Origin of the sequence: Pedobacter yonginensis (assembly GCF_003173595.1) — a bacterium.
Lineage (GTDB): Bacteria > Bacteroidota > Bacteroidia > Sphingobacteriales > Sphingobacteriaceae > Pedobacter > Pedobacter yonginense.
In genome coordinates, this window is sequence record NZ_QGNZ01000003.1 from 666,941 (window position 1) to 690,270 (window position 23,330).

The 23,330-nt window shown below is 38.1% G+C and carries 15 protein-coding genes; 10 read left to right on the top strand and 5 right to left on the bottom strand.

The window, feature by feature from the left end; all coding sequences use genetic code 11:
* Positions 1-2: 2 nt before the first annotated feature.
* Complete coding sequence (locus DHW03_RS14530; RefSeq protein WP_109926540.1) at positions 3-617, bottom strand: thioredoxin family protein; 615 nt, start codon at positions 615-617, stop codon at positions 3-5.
* A gap of 446 nt (positions 618-1,063) precedes the next feature.
* Here DHW03_RS14530 and DHW03_RS14535 point away from each other — a divergent pair, with 446 nt between their 5' ends.
* The 8 genes from DHW03_RS14535 to DHW03_RS14570 all read left to right on the top strand — a co-directional run bounded on the left by DHW03_RS14535 (position 1,064) and on the right by DHW03_RS14570 (position 14,418).
* The gene (locus DHW03_RS14535) at positions 1,064-2,233 is read left to right on the top strand and encodes an efflux RND transporter periplasmic adaptor subunit (protein ID WP_109926541.1); all 1,170 of its coding nucleotides are present in this window, start codon (positions 1,064-1,066) and stop codon (positions 2,231-2,233) included.
* Between the two features lie 48 nt (positions 2,234-2,281).
* Positions 2,282-5,461: an efflux RND transporter permease subunit gene (locus DHW03_RS14540; RefSeq protein ID WP_109926542.1), complete on the top strand. Its 3,180-nt coding sequence runs from the start codon at positions 2,282-2,284 to the stop codon at positions 5,459-5,461.
* A gap of 13 nt (positions 5,462-5,474) precedes the next feature.
* Positions 5,475-6,875 (top strand): efflux transporter outer membrane subunit, encoded by a 1,401-nt coding sequence (locus DHW03_RS14545; RefSeq protein ID WP_109926543.1) that lies wholly within the window; start codon positions 5,475-5,477, stop codon positions 6,873-6,875.
* 245 nt (positions 6,876-7,120) lie between these two features.
* Positions 7,121-10,012, top strand: coding sequence for a DEAD/DEAH box helicase (locus DHW03_RS14550; protein WP_109926544.1), 2,892 nt, complete (start codon positions 7,121-7,123; stop codon positions 10,010-10,012).
* 741 nt (positions 10,013-10,753) lie between these two features.
* On the top strand, positions 10,754-11,071 hold the full coding sequence (locus DHW03_RS14555; protein ID WP_109926545.1) for a YgaP family membrane protein: 318 nt from the start codon (positions 10,754-10,756) through the stop codon (positions 11,069-11,071).
* A gap of 65 nt (positions 11,072-11,136) precedes the next feature.
* Positions 11,137-11,919 (top strand): 3-keto-disaccharide hydrolase, encoded by a 783-nt coding sequence (locus DHW03_RS14560; protein ID WP_109926546.1) that lies wholly within the window; start codon positions 11,137-11,139, stop codon positions 11,917-11,919.
* Positions 11,920-12,174: 255 nt separating this feature from the next.
* The gene (locus tag DHW03_RS14565; protein ID WP_109926547.1) at positions 12,175-13,623 is read left to right on the top strand and encodes an ATP-binding protein; all 1,449 of its coding nucleotides are present in this window, start codon (positions 12,175-12,177) and stop codon (positions 13,621-13,623) included.
* Between the two features lie 198 nt (positions 13,624-13,821).
* Complete coding sequence (locus DHW03_RS14570) at positions 13,822-14,418, top strand: TMEM175 family protein (RefSeq protein ID WP_109926548.1); 597 nt, start codon at positions 13,822-13,824, stop codon at positions 14,416-14,418.
* Between the two features lie 2 nt (positions 14,419-14,420).
* Here the strand turns inward: DHW03_RS14570 and aat are convergent, their stop codons facing one another.
* The gene (aat, locus tag DHW03_RS14575) at positions 14,421-15,056 is read right to left on the bottom strand and encodes a leucyl/phenylalanyl-tRNA--protein transferase (RefSeq protein ID WP_109926549.1); all 636 of its coding nucleotides are present in this window, start codon (positions 15,054-15,056) and stop codon (positions 14,421-14,423) included.
* Positions 15,057-15,130: 74 nt separating this feature from the next.
* Between aat and DHW03_RS14580 the strand changes: the two genes are divergently transcribed.
* Entirely contained in the window at positions 15,131-16,573 is a 1,443-nt protein-coding gene (locus DHW03_RS14580) for a DUF1800 domain-containing protein (protein WP_109926550.1), read from the top strand.
* Positions 16,574-16,597: 24 nt separating this feature from the next.
* Positions 16,598-17,797, top strand: coding sequence for a DUF1501 domain-containing protein (locus DHW03_RS14585; RefSeq protein ID WP_109926551.1), 1,200 nt, complete (start codon positions 16,598-16,600; stop codon positions 17,795-17,797).
* A 242-nt stretch (positions 17,798-18,039) separates the two neighbouring features.
* On the opposite strand, the gene DHW03_RS14590 is transcribed toward DHW03_RS14585, so the two are convergent.
* The 3 genes from DHW03_RS14590 to DHW03_RS14600 form a co-directional block, all read right to left on the bottom strand.
* Positions 18,040-18,255 carry a PLDc N-terminal domain-containing protein gene (locus DHW03_RS14590; protein WP_109926552.1) on the bottom strand — a complete coding sequence of 72 codons (216 nt, stop codon included), beginning with the start codon at positions 18,253-18,255 and terminating at the stop codon, positions 18,040-18,042.
* A gap of 14 nt (positions 18,256-18,269) precedes the next feature.
* Entirely contained in the window at positions 18,270-20,024 is a 1,755-nt protein-coding gene (locus DHW03_RS14595) for an ABC transporter ATP-binding protein (protein WP_109926553.1), read from the bottom strand.
* Between the two features lie 98 nt (positions 20,025-20,122).
* On the bottom strand, positions 20,123-23,278 hold the full coding sequence (locus tag DHW03_RS14600) for a TonB-dependent receptor (RefSeq protein ID WP_109926554.1): 3,156 nt from the start codon (positions 23,276-23,278) through the stop codon (positions 20,123-20,125).
* Positions 23,279-23,330: the final 52 nt, after the last annotated feature.

The window sequence follows — 23,330 nt, forward strand, 5'->3', positions numbered from 1 at the left end:
CGTTAATCTTCGTTTCCTTCTAATCCACTAAACAGCACATTTAATTCGGCTTGTGTAGCTTGCGTTTTATCTTTGGCATACCAGCCATGTAGTTTTTCTGCAACCGCAAACATATCGGTAGTTTCTTTTTTCCATTCTTGCAACAAAGCTTGTAAAATTTGAGGTCGGGGCGCCCAACTGGCCAATACCTTTTCGCCCTTCACATCAAGCACAATCAATACAGGAATTGCTCTACCCCCATTGGTTAAATGGGCATCAATTAACGGAATATTCTGATCGCGAAGTACAAACTTTAACTCAAACTTTTTGGGTTCTGACACCGCAATTTTATTAAAAATGGGAATAATTTGTGCAGCATCTCCACACCACCCTTCCGTTATTACGAGTAACTTATATCTACCTTTCAAACCAGCTAATGTTGCGGAGAAGTCGGCGTTTAAACGTGCTGTTTTATCTACCCGACTCATGCGTTTAACATTCATTTTACTATAATGCAGCATAGCTTCAGAATGGTCTGGCCCCGTGGTTTGCCCTTCTGCCAAAAGCTTATCAACCAACTGGCGATAGGTAGAATAGTCCATTCCTTCTTGTTCGAATATTGCGAGATAATTAATCATAGTAATAGGAATATTTACAGCGCAAAGAAAAGTAGAAAATCGCTCAAATCAATCATTTTTATGCAAGAAAAAACGTTGAAGTATAAGCGTATTAATACGCAATTTAATTGTGTATTTTGAACACTAAGCACCACACTAAATTGAAGCTTTTTGCAACATTTATCTAAATTGGAACAAGCCAATTGTGCCTTCTTAACATCATTTAACAACTGTCTCAATTAATTTACATAGTATTTTTTCTAACAAAAACACTGTTAAAAGCTTATTACACAGCATGTTTGACAGTATTTAACCCAAAAATAAATCAATCGATTGATTAAATGACAGAAATTGGACACTCTTATTTTTTTTTAGGCTCTATTTTTGGACAGTTGAAGCGAAAATCAAAAATCAGAAATGATTACGCTTTTTACCCATAATTAAATTTAAACACACAGAATTAGTCCATGAGAAAAGTAACAACTCTCTTTTTTAGTATCAGCATCGGTATGCTTTTAGCCTCTTGCGGAGGCAATGACGATGCAAAAAAAGCAGCAGCTGCAGCCGCCGCTGGTCCACAAGCCTATCCGGTTTTCACTGTTAATGCACAATCAACTGAATTAAATTCAGATTATCCTGCAACGATAGAAGGCATACAAAACATCGACATCCGTCCAAAAGTGGATGGCTTTATTCAAAAAATATTGGTTGATGAAGGTGCTGTGGTTAAAAAAGGGCAATTATTATTTACCATCATGGCTCCACAATATGAGCAAGAAGTTAGAACTGCAAGGGCGGCAATCAGCAGTGCTGAGGCAGATGTAAATGCGGCTCAGCTACAAGTAAACAAAACACGTCCCCTAGTTGAAAAAGACATCATCAGCAAGTACGATTTGGATGCCGCTCAACTAACCTTACAAAGTAGAAAAGCAGCCTTGGCGCAAGCAAGAGCTTCTTTGGCGAATGCTCAGGTTAATTTGAGTTATACTTCAATAACCAGTCCTGTTGATGGCGTAGTTGGAAGCATCCCTTTTAGAAATGGTAGTTTGGTAAGCAGTTCCAGTACAGAACCGCTTACAACGGTTTCAAATACATCGAAGGTTTACGCGTATTTTTCACTCAACGAAAAGCAACTTCTGGATTTCTCTAAAACTTATAAAGGAAACACCTTGGCTCAGCAGATGAAAAACATTCCCCCTGTTAGTTTGGTATTGGCAGATGGAACTGTATATGCACAAGATGGAAAAATAGAATCTATAAATGGCCAAATTAATACCGCAACGGGTTCGGCGAGTTTGAGAGCGACCTTTCCAAACCCAAATTCTTTATTAAAATCGGGGGCTAGCGCTTCGGTAAGAATTCCTCAACACATCGAAAACGCAATCCTTGTTCCTCAAAAATCAACCATCGATTTACAGGGTAAGAAATTCGTTTACGTTTTAGGCGATTCCGCTAAAATCATCAGTACCGAAATTCAGATTATGGATTTGGCAAAGGATAAATTTTATGTAGTAACCAAAGGTTTAAAAGCCGGTGATAAGATTGTGTTGGAAGGTTTCCAATCGCTAAAAGATGGTGTTAAAATTAAACCGGAAGAAAAAAGTGCCGATTCAGTGTATGCTGATATTAAGAAATAAGAATTTCATCAAAGCAAACACACAAATTCGTGTAATCAAGATTTAATTATGTTTAAGAAATTTATAGAAAGGCCGGTTTTATCTACGGTTATATCCATCATTATCGTAATTCTCGGTATTTTAGGCTTGGCTACCTTGCCGGTTTCACAATATCCAGAAATTGCGCCGCCAACGGTACAGGTTTCTACTTCTTACCAAGGTGCCAATGCCGATGTGGTTATGAACAGCGTTGTTGTTCCGCTAGAGGAGCAAATAAACGGTGTGGAAGACATGACTTACATGACTTCTAGTGCAAGTAACGATGGTACAGCAACCATTACCGTTAACTTTAAATTGGGCACAAATGCCGATTTAGCCGCGGTAAACGTTCAGAACAGGGTTGCAAGGGCTACGAGCTTATTGCCTGCTGAGGTTACAAAATCGGGTGTAATTACCGCAAAAAGACAAGCGAGTAACGTTTTAATATTTGGTTTGTATAGCGATGATCCATCTTACGACCAGAAGTTTTTACAGAATTATGCAAACATCAACATCATTCCACAAATTAAGCGTATTAGCGGTGTGGGTGATGCAAGTGCCTTTGGAACATTGGATTATACCATGCGAATTTGGTTAAAACCCGATGTGATGGCAACTTATGGCCTCATTCCAAGTGATGTTAACACCGCTTTGGCCGATCAAAACGTTGAAGCAGCACCCGGTCAATTTGGAGAGCAGGGCAATCAAGCTTTTCAATACACCTTAAAATATACAGGTAGGCTAAAGGATGAAACTCAATTTGGTAATATCATCATCAAAACGGCTTCCAACGGACAGATTCTCCGTTTAAAAGACATTGCCCGTATAGAATTAGGAGCACAAAGTTATGCCAGTTCCGTTAAATTTAATGGCAAGCAAGCTTTGGGTATCGCGATTAACCAAACGGCTGGTTCAAACGCAAAAGAAGTAATTGAAAACTCTATTAAAACTTTAGATGAGGCGCAGAAATCTTTTCCAAAAGGGGTGCATTACTCTACTTTGGTAAACGTTAACGATTTCCTTGATGCCTCTATTGAAAAAGTAATTCATACTTTGATTGAGGCATTTATTTTAGTGTTCTTGGTGGTGTTTATCTTTTTACAAGATTTCCGCTCTACATTAATTCCAGCGATAAGTGTTCCGGTTGCCATTATAGGTACATTTTTCTTTCTGAGTCTTTTTGGCTTCACCATCAACTTACTTACCCTGTTTGCACTGGTGCTGGCCATTGGTATTGTGGTAGATGATGCGATTGTGGTGGTAGAGGCTGTACACGCAAAATTAGACGAGGGCTACACCGATGCTAAGAAAGCGACAGTTGATGCGATGGACGACATCAGTGGAGCCATTATTTCCATTACATTAGTTATGGCGGCGGTGTTTATTCCCGTAAGTTTCATACAAGGATCATCTGGAGTTTTTTATAAGCAATTCGGTTTAACACTTGCAATCTCAATCATCTTATCGGCAATTAATGCATTAACATTGAGTCCGGCATTGTGTGCTTTATTTTTAAAGCCACATACGGAAGATCACGAGAAAAAGAAAAATTTCTTGGAGCGTTTCTACGCAGCATTCAATACCTCTTTCGATGCAGTAACTGGAAAATATAAAAAATCAGTTGGCTTTCTATCCAGAAAAAAATGGATTGTTGGCTTGGGCATTGCATTCTTTACCCTGCTCCTAGTTTGGACGATGAATACCACACCAAAAGGATTTGTTCCGAATGAGGATTTGGGTACAATCATGTCTGATATTTCATTACCAGCCGGTACATCGCAAGAAGAAACCAATATTATCATCGCAAAAATCGACAGTATTGCACATGGAATACCAGAGATTAAGAACACGTTAAGAGTTGTTGGCCGAAGTATGATTAGTGGTTCAGGCAGTTCTTATGGTATGGTAATTTCTCGTTTGTCGCCATGGGATGAACGTAAACGCGATGTTAAAGCCATTATTGGCGAACTTTTTGCTAAAACGGCCAACATTAAAGGCGCTAAAATTATTTTCTTTGCACCACCAACCATTCAAGGTTTTGGTACGAGTGGTGGTTTCGAATTTCAATTACAGGACAAAACTGGGGGCGACATCAAGAAATTTAATGAGGTTGGCAATGGATTTTTAGCGGCATTAAGTAAACGCCCTGAAATTCAATATGCTTCTACCTCATTCAATCCTAACTTCCCTCAATATCAAATCGACGTTAATGTTGCTAAAGTAAAACAAGCAGGGTTAAATGTTGCTGATGTTTTGAGTGTAATGCAAGGCTACTATGGTGGAGTTTATGCATCAAACTTTAATAAATTTGGTAAGCAATTTAGGGTAATGTATCAAGCTGATGCACAGTATCGTGCTAATGAGCAAACGCTTACCCGCATCTTTGTTAGAAACAGTTCAGGCCAAATGGCGCCCGTTTCTGAGTTTATTACGCTAACCAAGGTTTATGGTCCGCAAGCCATATCAAGATTTAATTTATTTACTTCGATTTCGATAACAGGTAATCCGAATGCAGGTTACAGTTCTGGCGATGCCTTGAAAGCTGTGCAGGAGGTTGCAGCACAAAGTTTACCCGCAGGTTACGGTTATGAATTCTCAGGTTTATCTAGAGAGGAAATTAGCGGCGGTAGCCAAACCGTATTCATCTTCTTGCTGTGTATTATCTTCGTTTACTTCCTATTGGCCGCACAATACGAAAGTTATATTCTACCATTGGCCGTTCTAATTTCTTTGCCAATAGGTTTAGCTGGGGTATTTGTGTTTGATAAAATCTTCGGTGTGGACAACAACATTTACACTCAAATTACCCTGATTATGCTTGTGGGCTTACTCGCCAAAAATGCCATTCTGATTGTAGAATATGCGGTGGATAGAAGAAAAAAAGGCATGAGCATTGTTAATGCCGCAATTGATGGCGCAACTGCACGTTTACGCCCAATTCTGATGACTTCATTTGCCTTTATTTTAGGGCTATTGCCACTTATGCTTTCATCGGGTGTTGGTGCATCTGGAAATAAATCAATTGGTACAGGTGCTGTAGGCGGTATGTTAATCGGTACTTTGTTTGGTGTATTTGTAATACCGGCCTTGTTTATCATCTTCCAAAGTTTACAAGAAAGGGTGAGTAATAAATCGCCTTTTAACGATGGCATAGACCACGAACAAACCCCTGAAGAATATGAATTGTCCACAGCTAATAGTAAACATTAATTAAACACAAAACATGAAATTTAGCTTTAAGCATTCCATTTTTATCGCACTTAGCATACTTACTTTAAGCGCCTGTGTAACCAAAAAATACGAGCGCCCGCAAACTAAGCAAGATGGTTTGTACCGAGATCAAAATACGACTGATACCGTTACCATGGCCGATTTGCCTTGGAAAAACCTATTTTCTGATACCACTTTGCAATCTTTAATTCAGCAGGGCATCAATGAAAATCTAGATTTAAAACAAGCCATTGAGCGCATCAAAATTTCTGAAGCAACCTTACAGCAAAGTAGGCTGGCATTTCTGCCAAGCTTGCAGGGCGATTTATCGGTTACCGACAATAAGGCTTCTGCTGCAGCCCAGAATTTTCCAGCTGGAATAAACATCAATTTAGAAACCCAAACCTACCGAGCACAATTAAGCACCGCTTGGGAAGCAGACATTTGGGGTAAACTTAGCAGCGCCAAACGTGCAGCTTACGCTACTTTACTACAAAGTGATGCTGCAAAACGTGCCGTACAAACACAGCTAATTGCCACTATTGCTAATAGTTATTACACATTACTGGCTTTAGATAAACAATTGGCCATAACTGAGCAGACCGTTAAAATTAGAATGCAAGATGTAGAAACCATGAAAGCCTTAAAAGAAGGTGCGGTGGTTAATGGGGCAGCAGTGGTGCAAAGTGAGGCAAATCTATACGCCGCACAAGTAACCTTACCCGATTTAAGAAGGAGCATAAAAGAAGCTGAAAACGCTTTGAGTGTGGTTTTAGCCAGAGCACCAGGAAGTATCAGTCGTACAACTCTAGATCAGCAGAGCCCCTATACCAATTTGCAAACCGGTATTTCTGCACAACTTCTACAAAATCGACCTGATGTTATTGCAGCTGAGTTTGGATTTAGATCGGCCTTTGAAAACACCAACGTAGCCAAAACATACTTCTACCCTGCGCTAACCCTAACGGCTTCTGGTGGATTAACCAGTTTACAACTCAATAATTTTTTCGATAATTCTATTTTTTACAATTTAGTTGGTGGTTTAACACAACCCATTTTTGCAAGAGGTGCAAATAAGGCCCGTTTAACAACAGCTCAAGCCAATCAGCAAATTGCATTTTACAACTTTCAGCAGGCATTGCTTACTGGCGGACAAGAAGTATCGAATGCTTTATACGCATACCAAACCGCGGCAGAAAAGGAAGAAACCAGGGCCAAACAGATTGCCTCCCTAACGAAAGCGGTTGATTTTACAAAAGAATTATTAAGATACAGTTCGGCAACAAACTACACGGATGTTTTAACCTCAGAACAGAGCTTACTAACTGCACAGTTAAATGGAATCAATGACAGATTACAGAAGTTACAATCTGTAGTGAATTTATACCGTGCCCTAGGTGGTGGTTGGAAATAAAATTTAATTAAACACATAAAGGCATTCTGGTTTTCAGAATGCTTTTTTTTGGAGGATGAATTTTTATCTCTTGTTTTAAGTATGCGTAAAAGATGGGGTTTTTCATCGTTCAAGTTCTTCATTTGATAAACTACGGTTGTCAAAATTTTATTCCCATTTCGACTAGAATTTTTGATGTGAACTTAAATTATTGTAAGTTTAAAGTTTTTTAAGCGTCTAGCTTCTAAAAAATTTTAAACCATTCAATGTTACGCGTAGATAGCTCTAAAGCCTGTAAAGTTGTGTACTCTTTGTGCAAGCATGAGTACTTGGGCTATATTATTGAGCCACACATTGTTCAGTTAAATCCGCAGGGCGATTTTTCTTTTACCTACCAACGAATTTTCACCCACACGGCTGAAGAGTTTAATGCCTGCTTATCTGAAATTGATTTTAAACTCATTAAAATTCTAGATGATATTGAACAAGATTCAATCATCAAAAAATATCACAAAAAATTAATTCGCCCAACCGAATTTTTCGCAAAAATTTTCGACGATAAATTTTATGAAACCGTTAGGCCAAAAATCGAGAAGAAACTGGCAGAAGCCCTGGAGCTTTTAAAAGTTAAGAATGAGCTTTACGTTATGGATAAAGACGGCTGGCCCGTGGAGCGTAAAATTGAACTGGCTACAGAACCGGCCTCAATCTTATTTCACTTCCGTAGAAACGATACTGAAACCCGCTATTTTCCAACGATAAAGTACCAAAATCTGCGCATCGAATTTATGTTTAAAGATGCGCAAATTGTAAGCAATAAACCCGCTTGGTTACTGCTAAACGATGTTTTATATTTTTTCGATCAGGATATTGAAGGCAAAAAACTACAGCCCTTTTTAAACAAACGTTATATTGCAATACCAAAAGCTACTGAGGCCACTTATTTCGAGAAATTTGTAGCCCCTTTAATAGAAAAGCATCACGTTTATGCCGAAGGTTTCGAAATTAGAACCGAGCAATTTGAGGCCACACCCATTATCAAGGTTTTATTTGTAGAGGGTGGCGTATCTCAAATACAGCTCTATTTTAGATATGGTGAATACACCTTCCCTATAGAAAATGCACATAAGGTTACCGTACGTTTAGAAAAAACGGCTGATAATTATATTTTCCATAGAATTAAACGTTCTGCTGATTGGGAGAAAAAACAATTCAATCTGCTGTTATCGCTTGGACTCAAAAGAACCAGCGCCTTATTTAGCAATTTGGAAGTTATTGTCGCAGATGAAAATCCGAGTTATGCCGCCATAAACTGGGTTAACGAACATATCGAGATTTTAGAAAGCTGTGGCTTTGAAATAGAGCAAGCCACCGGACAGAAAAAATTTGTTTTTGGAGCAAATAAGATTGATCTGGAAGTAAAGGAAGGGAACGATTGGTTTGATATCAATGCTGTGGTTTGGTTTGGAAAATATCAAATTCCATTTCTTGCCCTGAAGCAACACATTTTACACAAGAAAAGAGAATTCTTATTGCCAGATGGCGAAGTGGCTATTATCCCTGATAAATGGTTTACGCAATATGGCAGTTTATTTAGTTTGGCCGAAGCGGGCAAAACCTTAAAGTTAAAGAAACACCACATCGGTTTAATTAACGATTTGGCTGAGGATAGCTTGGCAAATGTCACTCTCGAACGGAAGCTACAACGGCTGAACGACTTTGAGAATATAGCTGATACCCAAATGCCCGTTCATTTTAAAGGCAGCCTACGCGATTATCAAAAAGCAGGTTATAACTGGTTCAGCTTTCTCCGCGAATATAATTTTGGAGGCTGCTTAGCCGATGATATGGGTTTGGGTAAAACCATTCAAACGCTAGCCATGTTGCAGAAGGTTAAAGAAGATCATCAGCTTTTGGGTACGCAAACCACATCGCTCATTATTATGCCAACCTCGCTTATTTATAACTGGTTAACCGAGGCGAAGAAATTTACACCAAAACTTAAAATACTGGCCCACACGGGCACAAACCGGAATAAGGATGTGGCAAATTTTGCCAATTATGATATCATCATTACTACCTATGGCGTAACCAGAGTTGATGCAGATGAGCTTAAAAACTTCTATTTCAATTACATCATTTTGGACGAAAGTCAGAACATTAAAAACGCTTCATCAAAATCTTTTAGGGCCGTTAGAAGCTTAAAATCTAAACATAAGCTGATTTTAAGCGGAACTCCGGTAGAAAATTCCGTGGGCGATTTATGGTCGCAATTGACCTTTCTGAACCCTGGATTATTAGGCACTCAGGCTTTCTTCAATGAGGAATACGTGCAAGCCATTGAGAAAAAGAAGGATGAAGAAAAGGCACGAAAACTACAATCTATTATAAAACCTTTTGTTTTACGCAGAACAAAAGAGCAGGTAGCTGCAGAACTTCCTCCAAAAACCGAGCAGATTATTTATTGTGATATGAGTGAAGATCAAGCACAGTATTATGAAAAAACAAAATCTGCTTACCGCAACGATTTATTGCAGAGCATGGACGATGGAACTTTTGCTCAAAAACAAGTACAGCTTCTGCAAGGCTTAACTGCCTTAAGGCAATTGGCCAATCACCCTGTAATGATTGACGGCGATTATCATTCTGATTCGGGCAAGTTCGAGAACGTAATTCATACATTAGACAACGTTCTTAAAGGTGGACATAAGGTTTTGGTTTTCTCTCAGTTTGTAAAGCATCTGGATATTTTTAAAAAGCATTTCGAAAAGGAGCAAATTCCTTTTGCTTATTTAGATGGAGCCACAAAAAATCGCGGTGAAATTGTTGCCGAATTTCAACAAAACACAGCGTTGAAAGTCTTTTTAATTTCTATAAAAGCGGGTGGCGTTGGATTAAACCTTACCCAGGCAGATTACGTTTTTATCCTCGATCCGTGGTGGAACCCTGCGGTAGAACAACAGGCTATTGATCGTACGCATAGAATTGGACAGGACAAAAAAGTATTCATCTACAAATTTATTTCGAAAGATACTGTTGAAGAAAAAATTCTAGCACTACAAAACCGCAAGAAATCTTTAGCCAACTCTTTAATCACTACGGAAGAGAGTTTCTTTAAATCTTTAAGTAAAGAGGATATAAGAGACATATTGAGATAAGACGTTCTGTTCCTGAATGAACTTATCAATAGGCAAACGAATTAATCATTTGTTTGGTGATGCATCTACCAAGGTTTTCAACTATCGAACATTTTAATTGATTCACTACAATTGCAATCCAAAACAGATGGCCCCGAAAGCCGCTATCTTTCATAGCGCTTGGAGCTACAGTGGGCAGGTTCTTCAAATGAAAAGCGATTGTTAGAAGGCTTCGTCTCCCTGTGTGTTTTTTAAAGTTGTATTTCGAACGTTCATTTCCAATCCTTTTTTTATATTATTAACTGTATATCTTAATTTTAAGCTCCACTATTTTTTTTTGGAAAACAACGTTCAGTAATACTTCCATTTCGGTAGTCCCGCCATTCGCTGTAGCCCTCATTGAAAAAATTCGGGGCTGCCGCTGCTGTCGTGTTTAGGCACAAGGGTCCTGTTTCAAACGGGCCATCCATGGGTGCTTGCTTAATGATTCGGTAGCTGGTACGCAAAAACCGTCAATCTTAATCCTAAGAGATGGGACGGAAAGCCGCTACTTTTCATAGCGCTTGGGAGCGGGACAGAACCAAGTAGAAGAGTTGCTGCTATTGCTTTTCAAATGTTTATTTTATTGTGTATGAACACGTTCTTGCCACAAAAAAAAAATGATTATAAATTGCCTGTTGGCTCCCTATACTTCGCTGAAATATTATTTTAAAACCCAATCCCGATTCGCTTGTTATAAAAGAGAACATAAATTCTACGATCATGACAAATGAAGATTTAAATACCACAATTAATAATGTAAAGGAAGCATGGAAGTATCCTGAGCTTTTTCAAAATGTTTCTCGCTCAGAGCGTTGGTTATCTGGCGCTGCCGGCACTTATTTGCTTTATAAGGGTTTAACAAGTATATTTTCTCATCCAGTAATTGCTTTAACTGGTGCTACAATTGGTGCTGGGTTATTGTATAGAGGCATTACGGGTTATTGTCCTATGCGAGATTTGGCCGAACAGCAAAAGCTTGATCTTGCACCTGATGAGGTTTTGGTTAGCGAAACTTATATTGTTGACGAGTTGGGGTAAAAATTTAAATACGAAATTTCCTTTTCTGAATAAACTGGTTAACTTTAGAAAGTTAATCCTTTAATATGAACAAATACGCATTATTATTTATTCCAGCATTTTTCGCAATTGATGCAATGGCGCAAGATAAAAAAGTAGATCCTGCCAACGACCCTAAAACTACAGAAGTTTGGGAACCGGTTCCGAAAACTGTTTCACCTGGGAAGTTGCCACAAGAAGCTCCATCTGACGCCATTATATTGTTTGATGGTAGAAATTTAGATGCTTGGCACTCGGTTAAAGATCCAACGAAACCTGCTGCATGGACAATTGACGACGGCTTTTTTACCGTAAAAAAAGGTACTGGAAATATTGAAACGAATAAAAAGTTTACGGATTACCAACTGCACATGGAATGGAAAATTCCAACCAATATTTCTGGCGAAGGACAGGCAAGGGGAAATAGTGGTGTGTTTTTAGCTTCAACGGGTGGTGGTGATGATGGTTATGAAATCCAGATTATGGACGCCTATAAAAACAAAACTTACGTAAATGGCCAAACAGGTAGTGTTTATAAGCAAGCAATTCCATTGGCTAATGCAAATAAGCAGCCGGGCGAATGGCAGTATTACGACATCATTTGGAATGCGCCTCGCTTTAATGAAGACGGAACGTTAAGTAAACCAGCCAGCGTTACGCTATTTTTAAATGGGGTACTTTTACAAAACAACTTTGTACTTAAAGGAGAAACCAGATATATTGGTGCTCCGGTTTATAAAAAACACGGTCCCGCTTCAATTAAGCTTCAAGATCATGGAGATCCAAGTCCGGCGATTAGCTTTAGAAACATTTGGGTTAGAGAGTTGTAAAACCATAAAAACTCAAGAATATAAACCTGCGAGAATTAAACCTTGCAGGTTTTTGTTTTTTAAAATAATTTGGTTGATAATTGTGTGTTTAATTTATTACTACATCCCTCTTTTAACGTAAACATATTTACCAGAAATATGCTTTACTAAATAAACAGATCAAAAAATCAAATCAAGCTTAAAAGCACAATAAAGTATAAATAGATAGATTTAAATCTTCTTATTATTGCTATATTTGTATAAATAAAAGATTTTATGCTTAATTATAGTCTTATTCCAACAGAAAAAATACTAGAACGCCTACGCTATGAAAATCCTTGGTGGGTTAAAAAAGAAATACCGGAAGTATATGAGACTATGGCTAAGCGATTATATTTTAGCTTATTTTATCCTTTTGTAATTGAAAAAAACGTAAAAAGGGCTGTAGTTCTTATGGGGCCAAGACGTGTTGGGAAAACCGTAATGCTATTTCATAGCATACAACAATTACTGACTGATAAAGTAAATCCACAAAAGATATTTTTTATAGGCATAGATAACCCTATTTATGTGCATTTAAGTTTAGAAGACCTCTTAAACCTTTGTAAACAATCGCTCAATCAAGACAATCTAAAAGATTGTTATGTATTTTTTGATGAAATACAATACCTGAAAGATTGGGAACGCCACCTAAAAGTATTGGTTGATTCCTTTCCTGAAACGAAATTTATTGTATCTGGTTCGGCAGCAGCAGCATTAAAATGGCACAGTACGGAAAGTGGCGCAGGTAGATTTACAGATTTCATGTTGCCTCCGCTTACATTTCAAGAGTACATTCATTTAAAAGGGATAAACCATTTAATGTACGATGGGAAAATAACTTACGGCGAAAATGAATTACCATATTGTCTCACCCACGACATAAAGGCTTTAAATAAAGAGTTTATACATTACTTAAACTTTGGTGGTTACCCTGAAGTTGTTTTAAGTGAAACGATACAAAGTGATATGGGACGGTATGTTAAAAACGATATCGTAGATAAAGTATTATTAAGAGATTTACCAAGTTTATATGGCATAAGAGATGTACAAGAGTTGAACCGATTTTTTACTTATATAGCCTACAACACGGGTAATGAATTTTCTTATGAAACAATGAGTAAAGAAAGTGGTATACAAAAAGACACTTTAAAAAAGTACCTGGAATATTTAGAAGCTGCCTTCCTAATAAAAGTATTAAACAAAGTTGATATAACAGCAAAAAGATTAAAACGAATAACTAGCTTCAAAGTATATTTAACTAATCCATCGTTGCGTACGGCATTATTTTCACCTATTAGTGAAATGGATAATGAAATGGGCAATATGGTGGAAACAGCGGTACTATCACAATGGATGCACAGAGAAAAACTAGACCTAACCTACGCACGATGGAAAGAAGGAAGAAATGAGGGTGAAGTAGATCTAGTATTGGTTGATGATAAAAAATATAAACCGCAATGGGGTGTTGAGATCAAATGGAGTAATAGATATTTTGAAAAACCAAAAGAGTTGAAAAGTTTAATACATTTTTGCAAGAGTAACAATTTTCAGAAGGCTTTAGTAACATCAATAGACCAGCTCGGAATAAAGCAGATAGATGGTTTATTATTTTCATTTTTACCAGCTTCGATATATAGTTACAATATTGGTGACATAACCTTGAAAATGAAGAATCAAAATTAGAATGAGAAATAAAACAGCCGTTTGAAGTAATGGTGGTTTACGAAGCTAAGAATCGAACTCTCCTCGTAAACGCTCAGATCTTCAGTCTATAAATCGTTTTCAGTAACTTTATATAGACTTTACCAAAAACAAAGTAAAGAATTGAAGTTTTTAGAGTAATTTCATTAAAATAACGATCAAACTAAACGCAAAGAAATTATGAACAAGGGTAGATTAGAGGCATTTAGCGATGGTGTGATTGCCATTATCATTACCATTATGGTGCTTGAAATTAAAGTGCCAGAGGGGGAAAGCTTAACTACATTGAAGCCTTTAATTCCTAAGTTTATAAGTTATGTATTGAGCTTTACCTACGTTGGCATTTACTGGAACAACCACCACCATTTAATGCATGCGGTAAAAAAGGTAAGCGGCGGCATGCTTTGGGCAAATCTTAATTTTCTTTTCTGGCTTTCTCTATTTCCGGTGGCCGCTGGATGGATGGGCGAAAACCACTTTGCGCTATACCCTGTAATTATGTATGGCATTGTACTTTTTCTGGCTGCAGTTTCTTATACCTTGCTGGTAATCGTAATTAAAAGAACAGAAGGAAAGGATTCCTTAATTGTACATGCCATTGGTAATGATGCTAAAGGCAAAATTTCGTTATTGTTTTACCTTACTGGGGTTGGTTTAAGCTTTATAAACCCTTGGTTTGGGGTTTTAATGTACACACTAGTGGCTTGCATTTGGTTTATTCCAGATAAAAGAATAGAACATGCCATGCGTCAGCAGGAATTGCTTGATGCCAAATAAAATTAAAATTGCTTTTGGAGTATCTCAATGTATGTTTCCCGATCAATCATTTCGGCGCCCATACTCATCAAATGGTCGTTAGGCAATTGGCAATCTATTAAATCTATATCCAATTTACTTAAATAAATTAGGGCAATTTTCGAAGCATTACTGGCATGGCTAAACATACTTTCGCCACAGAAAACACGATTAACTTTTACGCCATATAAACCGCCGACAAGTATTTGATCTAACCAAACTTCCACACTGTGGGCAACACCTTTTTGGTGCAGGTTGATATAGGCATCTTGCATTTCATCAGTAATCCACGTTCCATCCTGCCCTATTCTGGGTGTATCTGCGCAGTGCTTAATTACGGCTTCAAAAGCGGTGTTAATGGTCACCCGAAAAAGATTTTCTTTAATGAGCTTTTTCATGCTTTTGCTAATCTTAATCCTATCGGGATAAATAACGCAACGCTGATGTGGCGAATACCACAAAATGGGATCATCCGCGCTGAACCAAGGAAAAATTCCGTTTGAATAGGCAAGAAGCAATCTTTCTAAGCTTAAATCGCCACCAATGGCAAGTAAGCCATCTTCATCGGCAAGTGCCGGATTTGGAAAACTTACATCATCATCAGCCAATTGGAAAAACATAGGCGAAAATAAGAAAGAAAACAAACATTAAACCCTTTCGTTTTAATTAAGTCATACTGTTAAAATTGTCCATTATGAGCGCAAAAGATAACTTCTTAAAAGTAAAGCATCTTTATAACCGTGCAGGCTTCGGCATCTCCTATCCCGATTTACAAAAACTCAGCAAAAAAAACATCAATAAAGTTGTAGATGGATTATTAAAATCTTCTAAAAACGACGACGACATCACGCTAGTTAATGGTGTAGAATCTAAACGTCAGTTATTAGCGCAAGCTGGCCTTTATTCAAAAAAAGATTTAACTGACGAGGAAAAGAAAATGCGCCAGGAAATTGTCCGTATGCAGAATGAAGTGAGTAGAGATTTGAACATTGGTTGGGTGAGCAAAATGATTAACACCGATGCGCCATTAAGAGAGAAAATGACCCTTTTTTGGCATGGTCATTTCGCTTGTAGAAGCAACAACCCATACTTTGCGCAACAGTTAAATAACATCCAAAGAGCACATGGATTAGGCAGCTTTAAAACCTTATTGGTTGAGGTTTCCAAATCTCCAGCCATGCTACAATACCTGAACAATCAACAAAATAGAAAAGGTAAGCCGAACGAAAATTTTGCCCGTGAGCTGATGGAACTGTTTACTTTGGGTAGAGGCAACTACAGCGAACAAGACATTAAAGAATCGGCCCGCTCTTTTACGGGCTGGCAATATGATAGAGATGGATCATTTATATTTCGCCCCAATTTGCACGACGATGGTACAAAAACCTTCTTCGGAAAAATTGGAAATTTTCAAGGTGAAAATATCATCGATATCATTTTAGAAAAATCAGAAACCGCACAATTTATTGCCCGTAAAGTTTATAAGTTTTTTGTAAACGATAACCCAAACGAAACCCACGTAAAAGAACTGGCAACACATTTTTATAACTCAAAATACGATATTTCTGCTTTGATGCAGAAGATGTTTACATCCGATTGGTTTTACGCTCCAGAAAATGTGGGCACTAAAATTAAATCGCCTGCCGAATTTTTGGTGGGTTTAAGTCGCGAGTTTTATGTTACCTATAATAAACCACAAGTTTTAATTCAATTACAGAGTAGCTTAGGTCAGTATTTATTTAATCCGCCAAACGTTGCGGGCTGGCCAGGTGGACAAAGTTGGATTGATAGCTCCTCTTTAATGCTGCGCATGCGTATTCCATCTTTAGTTTTAAACGATGGCGAAATTGATTTTAGTGGCAAAGCCGATCCTGAAGATGAAGCTGTAATTGCCTTAAGCCGAGCTGGCACCAACAATGCTAATGCCAGCAATAAACCAAAATCTTACGTAAATGCCAATGCAAATTGGCCTAAATTTTTAGATACATTACCTAAAGGTTTAACCCCTTTAGAATTGACGGAATTTTTACTACAGCCTAAGTTAAACGATAAGATTATTAAAATGGTGAGCGATAATAAAGGATTAAGAAGCACCTCGGTAGAAATTACCAGCATGCCAGAATATCAACTTTGTTAGTGCTATTCAATAAAACATCACAAAATGAACAGAAGAAATTTTTTAAGAAATACAGGTTTTGTTGCGGCGGGTTCTTTATTTGTGCCTGCATTTATGAAACCGCTAGAAGCGATGGCTTTAGACGAGTTAAGCCTATATAAAAATTTGGTTGTGGTACAACTTTCTGGTGGTAATGATGGCCTAAACACCGTAGTTCCATTCGGTAATGATATTTATTATCAAAAGCGAAAAAGCATTGCCATACAGCCAAACCAAGTAATTAAACTAAATGATATGCAGGGCTTAAACCCAAATATGGCTGCCTTGCAAGAAATTTATGACCAAGGTTGGATGACCATTATTAATGATGTGGGCTACCCAAATCCAGATCGTTCGCATTTCCGATCGATGGATATTTGGCAAACTGGAAGCGACAGTAATCAGTTTCTATCAACTGGATGGATTGGCAGATACTTAGATAGCAATTGCCAAACCTGCAAATTTCCATACACGGCCATTGAGGTTGATGATTCTTTGTCGCTTGCGCTGAAAGGACAAAGCAAAAAAGGGATTGCCTTGAAAGACCCAAATGCACTGTTCCGCAACACGAACGATCCATTTTTCAAATCGATGATTCAGAATGATAAAGATCATTTAGACGAGGATAATTTAGGTTACTTGTATAAAACGATGATCGAAACTTCATCGTCGGCACAATACATCCAAAACACCTCAAAAATTTATCAATCAAAAGCCACATATCCAGCAACAGGTTTTTCAAATCAGCTTAAAACAGTTTCTAAGTTCATTTCTTCTGGACTTAAAACCAGAGTGTATTATGTTTCGCTTAGTGGTTTTGATACACATGTTAACCAAACCAACCAGCAAGGTAATTTGCTGAAACAGTACAGCGAAGGGATGGCTGCTTTCTTGAAAGATTTAAAATCTAACAATAAACTGGAAGATACATTGGTAATTACCTTTTCTGAATTTGGCCGTAGAGTAGAGCAAAATGCAAGCAACGGCACCGACCATGGTACTGCAAATAATATGTTTGTGTTTGGGGGCAGACTCAAGAAAAAAGGAATTTTCAATGCTGCTCCGAACCTAAGCGATTTGGATACGGGAGATTTAAAATATCAACTAGATTTTAGGCAGGTTTACGGAACTATTTTGGATAAATGGCTGGATGTAAACAATGCTGATATTTTAAATAAGAAATTTAATACACTGGATTTTATTTAATTTTTACCCCTTGTTGGCTGGCTCGCCAAGCATACAAGGTTGTGTGAATCTGTCGGTTGGTGAGGCACTGACTGATATCTAAAATAATGCATTAACGGGTTGGTTAGAAACCAAAGAATAGTGAAGGGTTTCTGACCACCCAACGCATTAATGAACCGCACCAAAGCATTGCTGCAATTGCTTTCCAAATTTTTATTCTGAAGAGCATTAATTGGTTGGTGTATCAACAAGGATTTTACAGGTTAGAATCTCTTGTTTTTTCCCCAAACTAAATAAATAATCGATCCCAAAAATGGGGCAAAAAGAATAATAATAAACCAAAGAACTTTTACCGTGAAACCCATTGTTGTGTTTCTGGAAATATGAAATAATGCGGCCAAAATTAAGGCCAACCAAAGGACAGCCGCAATGATGATAACAATGGCTATTTGACTACTTTCTACTTGTGCTACTAACATATTAAAAGCTTTTTTTAAGCTTCAACAATTCTTTCGCCGATTTGTTGGCGCCACATGGCTTGATACAAACCATTTTGTGCTATAAGTTCTTCGTGACTACCATTTTCGATGATGTGACCTTTTTCTAAAACGTAAATGGTATCGGCATGCTTGATGGTAGATAACCGGTGCGCTATTAAAATGGTGATGTGGTCAGTCAAATCAGATACTGAACGAATGGTTTTGGTAATTTCTTCTTCTGTAATAGAATCTAATGAAGAGGTTGCTTCATCAAAAACCAAAATATCGGGTTGACGTAAAAGGGCTCTAGCTATCGATAAACGTTGTTTCTCACCACCGGAAACTTTTACGCCACCTTCTCCTATTAAAGAGTCTAAACCTTTATCGGCCCGCGCCAATAAGGTTTGGCAAGCAGCTTGGTTTAAAACTTTATAGCATTCTTCATCGGTTGCATTTGGGTTCACAAACAGCAAGTTTTCTCTTATTGTTCCAGAAAAGAGCTGAGTATCTTGAGTTACAAAACCAATCCTTTCTCGTAGGGCATCTAAGTCAATGTCGTTACTGGGATTTCCATTATATAAAATCTCACCATCTTTAGCAGGGTAAAGGCCAACCAAAAGTTTAACCAGTGTAGATTTTCCAGATCCTGATGGGCCTACAAAAGCAATGGTTTGTCCGTTGCGGGTTTCAAACGAGATATTTTCTAACGCATTTCTATTCGCCGTAAGGTGTTTAAAGCTTACCGATTTAAAAGTCAGTTCTTTAATTTTCGCTATCGAGATTGGATTTGCAGGCTTTTTATCAATAGGTGTGCTTAAAATCTTTTTAAAATTGCCTAAAGAAACTTCTGCCTCTCTCCAAACCAAAATTACATTACCCAATTCTTGAAGCGGACCAAAAAGGAAGAAGGAGTAAAACAGAAACGAGAAGTATTGTCCTGGGGAAATTGTGTTATCGAAAATAAGCAGCAACAGCACCACAATCATCGAGCTTCTCACTAAGTTTACGGTTGTACCCTGAACGAAACTCATGCTGCGAACATATTTTACTTTTTTAAGTTCTAGGCCTAAAATTTTGTATGTGGTTTTATTTAGTCTTTCTATTTCCTGATCAGCCAAGCCCAAGCTTTTTACCAATTCTATGTTGCGTAAAGATTCGGTTGTAGAACCTGCTAAAGCAGTTGTTTCGCCAACAATAGAACGTTGAATGGTTTTAATTTTCCGACTTAAAAACCAACTGACAAAACTAATAATTGGAATGGCTGCAAAATACACTAGGGTTACTTTATAGCTAATGGAAACCGAATAAACAATTACAAAAACCATCCCAATAAGACTCACAAATAGTACGCTGATGAAGGAGGTTATGAATTTTTCAGAATCGGTACGAACTTTCTGCAAAATACCTAGAGTTTCGCCACTTCTCTGATCCTCAAATACTTGATATGGGAGTTTTAGGGAGTGCTGTAAGCCATCGGCATACATTTTTGCGCCAACCTTTTGTACAATAACACTGGTAAAATAATCTTGAAAGTTTTTTGCAATTCTAGAAACCATGGCTGCACCGATGGCCAAGCCTATAAAGCCCAAAGCGCCCCAAATGTAGGCACTTTTGCTGGTAAAGGCACTGCGCTTATTGATGTATAAATCTAAGATGCGTCCTGTAAAATAAGGATCCATTAAAGAAAAACCGATGTTTATGCCTGCAAGAAGTAGCGCTAAAGCCACAATCCACTTGTGCCCCTTCAGGTAATTGAGTAATACGTTCATTAAAGTTTTGTTGTTTGATTTACAAACATAAAAAAAGGGAACGGATAAAATTCCATTCCCTTTTTTTATGACTTTAAGCTAAGATACTTAGCTGAATTCTAAAAGCCGTAACGTAAGCCAATTTGCATTTGCCACGGATTACCCGATGGGGTTACAACCCCTGAGTTATTTACGCGATAGGTAAAGGCTTTTGCGGTATTATCAAAACCAGAAACGGCATATAGCGCTTGGTTACCTAGCGTTTCATTTACGCCCCACTTTTTATTTAATAGGTTACCTAGATTGAAAATATCTCCAGAAAGTTCAATGCTATGTTTTTTGGCGAACTTAAATTTTTTGCTCACTCTTAAATCTACTATTCCGAAGAAATCGTTGATCCCACCATTACGTTGTGCAATTTGTCCAGAATATTTTGTGATGTAATCTTTTAAGCTCTGGCTGGCATCAGGATTATCTAACAAAGTTTGTAAACCTGTACGGATATTTGCTGGAATGCTGGTGTTGTATCGGTCGAAAATGAAAGCCAAATCGTTTGTGGTAACGAAATCGCCATTGATATTACCACCGGCTAATAAGCTGTATCGGGTACCACCAATTCCAGAATATCTAACCCCCACAGTTACGCCATAAAAGGTTGGTAATGTTCCGTAAATAACCACTTTGGTTCTGAAATGATTATCAGAATAGGTGATGTTGCTTAAATTTCTAGGGTCATCTTTAACAGGAAGAGATAGGGTTGCCGAGTTGGCTACGTTACCATTGTATGAGGTGTTATCTTTTGTATCGTTCCAGGTGTAGCTGGCAGAAATTTCTCCATCTCTAAAATAGTTCCAGGTTGCATCTAAAACCACAGCAAACTGATTTACCTTACCTTGACTGTTCAACTCCAGTACACGCCCGAATTTGTTGCTTATTCTACCTGTTTTCCAATCGGCTACACCGTTAGCCGCATTAACCGTTGGCACAAAAACACCCCTATTGTCTTCATTTGGAAGCGTGAAAAAAGGATTGGCAACCATATTTCGATCTACGTACATATAGTTGTGTCGGCCCAATGTTGCATAGCCCGTAATACCTACTTTTAATTTATCTGTAATTAACTTACTGTAAGATAGGTTGGCTTTATAAACCACTGGTATTTTAGCATCTGCCGCATAAGTGTTTATAGTTGGCAATTGCAATTCGGTTAAACTTGGAGTTGCAACTGTACCATTTCTATATCCAATAAAATTTGGGGTGGGTACATCTGCACCGAAAACATCGACTGTTGCTAGGTGCTTACCATCAAAAGTTAAGTTATTTATGGTTACATAATTGTTCACGTCCGAGCCAAAAATACCGGCACCAAAGCGCACAAAATCGGTGCGATTTTCATTAATATCCCAGTTTAATTGAACTCTTGGTTGAACCAAAAATTGCTTTAATTCATTATCGGTTCTCACACCTAGCTCATCAAATAAGGTTTGATTTAAAGGCGATTTTGGATAAGAACTATAATCTAAACGTAAGCCGGCAATAATTTCTAAACCCTTTGCCAATTTGGTTTGCATTTGTCCGTAAATGGCTGTGTTCCAAATGCCCGCTTTAACGGTTGGATCTGCAACCAAAGGTACTTCACGGTAGAATCTATTGGCAATTAGGTTGTTAAAATTTTGCACGGATGAAATGGCTGTTCCCGTATTGGTGTACTCAAATCTACCGTTTACTTCACTACCGTAAAGCGATTTGGCATTGGTGTACATTACATCAAGTCCGAAGGTATATTTCACCTTATCTGTATTGTAGTAAAAGTTATCTACCAACTGAAAAACATTGTTGGTAAACCCTTCTTGCCCAAAGCGGTGTCCTCCAATTTGGATGGCAGTTGCAGCAGTTGTTCCATCAGATAGAGTTGAAGGAATATTGCCAACAATTGCTCTCGGAATTGCACCTGTTAACTGGTCGTTCTGTGTACTGGCCTGAAAGGTATATAGATGTTGAAACTTTAACTCGTTAGTTACTTTGCTGTTTATGGTCGAACGTAAGGTTGCCAGTAAACTGTTATCAACGTTTTTGTCATTGCCATAGCTTTCATAAAAGTTTATGGCAGTGTTGTCGGTTAAGCCCAACGGATTTCTATCATTGGTATAATTATCGCGAATGGTTAATAAATTGCTATTGTTGATTTGCCAATCTAAACGGGCAAAGGCAGCATCCGATCCTCGCTTCTTTTGAAAAGATCCATACTGAGGTGAATTTGCCACTCCGTATTTGGTTTGCGCAATGGATAGAAAGTTGGCCAGTGTTGTGTTTGTAATTCTGAATCTAGCTTCATCTGCAGGACCATTGATATCGGCTATGATTAGCGGGCGAGAATCTTTTTGATGATCCCAACCAACAAAATAGTGTAATTTATCTTTAATGATTGGTCCGCCCAAAGTAAATCCGTATTGATAGGTAGAGAAATCATTATCTCGTTTAACCCCTCTAATATCATATCTACTGGCCAACCAATCTGCACGACCATAACCGAAGGCGCTCCCGCTCAAGGTGTTTGTTCCCGATTTTGTAACTGCACTTACGGTACCACCGCCTGCTCTTCCGTAAGTAACATCGTATTGGTTGGTTACCACTTTAAATTCGCGAACGGCCTCAATAGAAATTGAATAGGGTGCACCGCTTCTGCTGGTTGTAGAACCCGCAGAAGTTGGGTTTTTAGCGTTCATCCCATCAATGGTGTAGTTTGTTGATGAACCAAGCTGACCCGAAATCCCTCCACCTCTACTCAGCGGGGATAAATCCATCAAGTTGGAAAAGTTACGGCCATTTACCGGCAGTTGGTTCATGGTTTTGGCTGATATTTCTGTAGAGGCGCCAAAGTTTTGGACTTTATTTTTTAAAGAAGAGCTTGTTACCTCAACGGCATCTAGGCTCTGGGCAGCTTCTTGCATTTTGATGTTTACTTTTACAACATCACCTTGGTTCAGCATAAAGCCTGTTCGGTTTTGTTCTCCGAAGCCGATGTAGGCTGCTTTTACGGTGTAAGGCCCGCCTAATGGAAGCTCTTTAAAGATGTATTCTCCGTTAGAATTGGTTGATGTTTTTGTTGTAAAACCAGTTGATTCGTTTCGAATTTGAACCGACACCCCCGGTACGGCTTTCTTACCTTCATCTGTAATTGTTCCAGATATGGATGCCTGAGTGGTTTGTGCAAGTACCGAGTTACTGGTAAAACACAACATGAGCAATAATGCTGTAAGTAAATTTTTCATCATGATCAGTTATTTGTTTTGATTTCTGACCGCAAAGATGTTGCTATAGTATTAA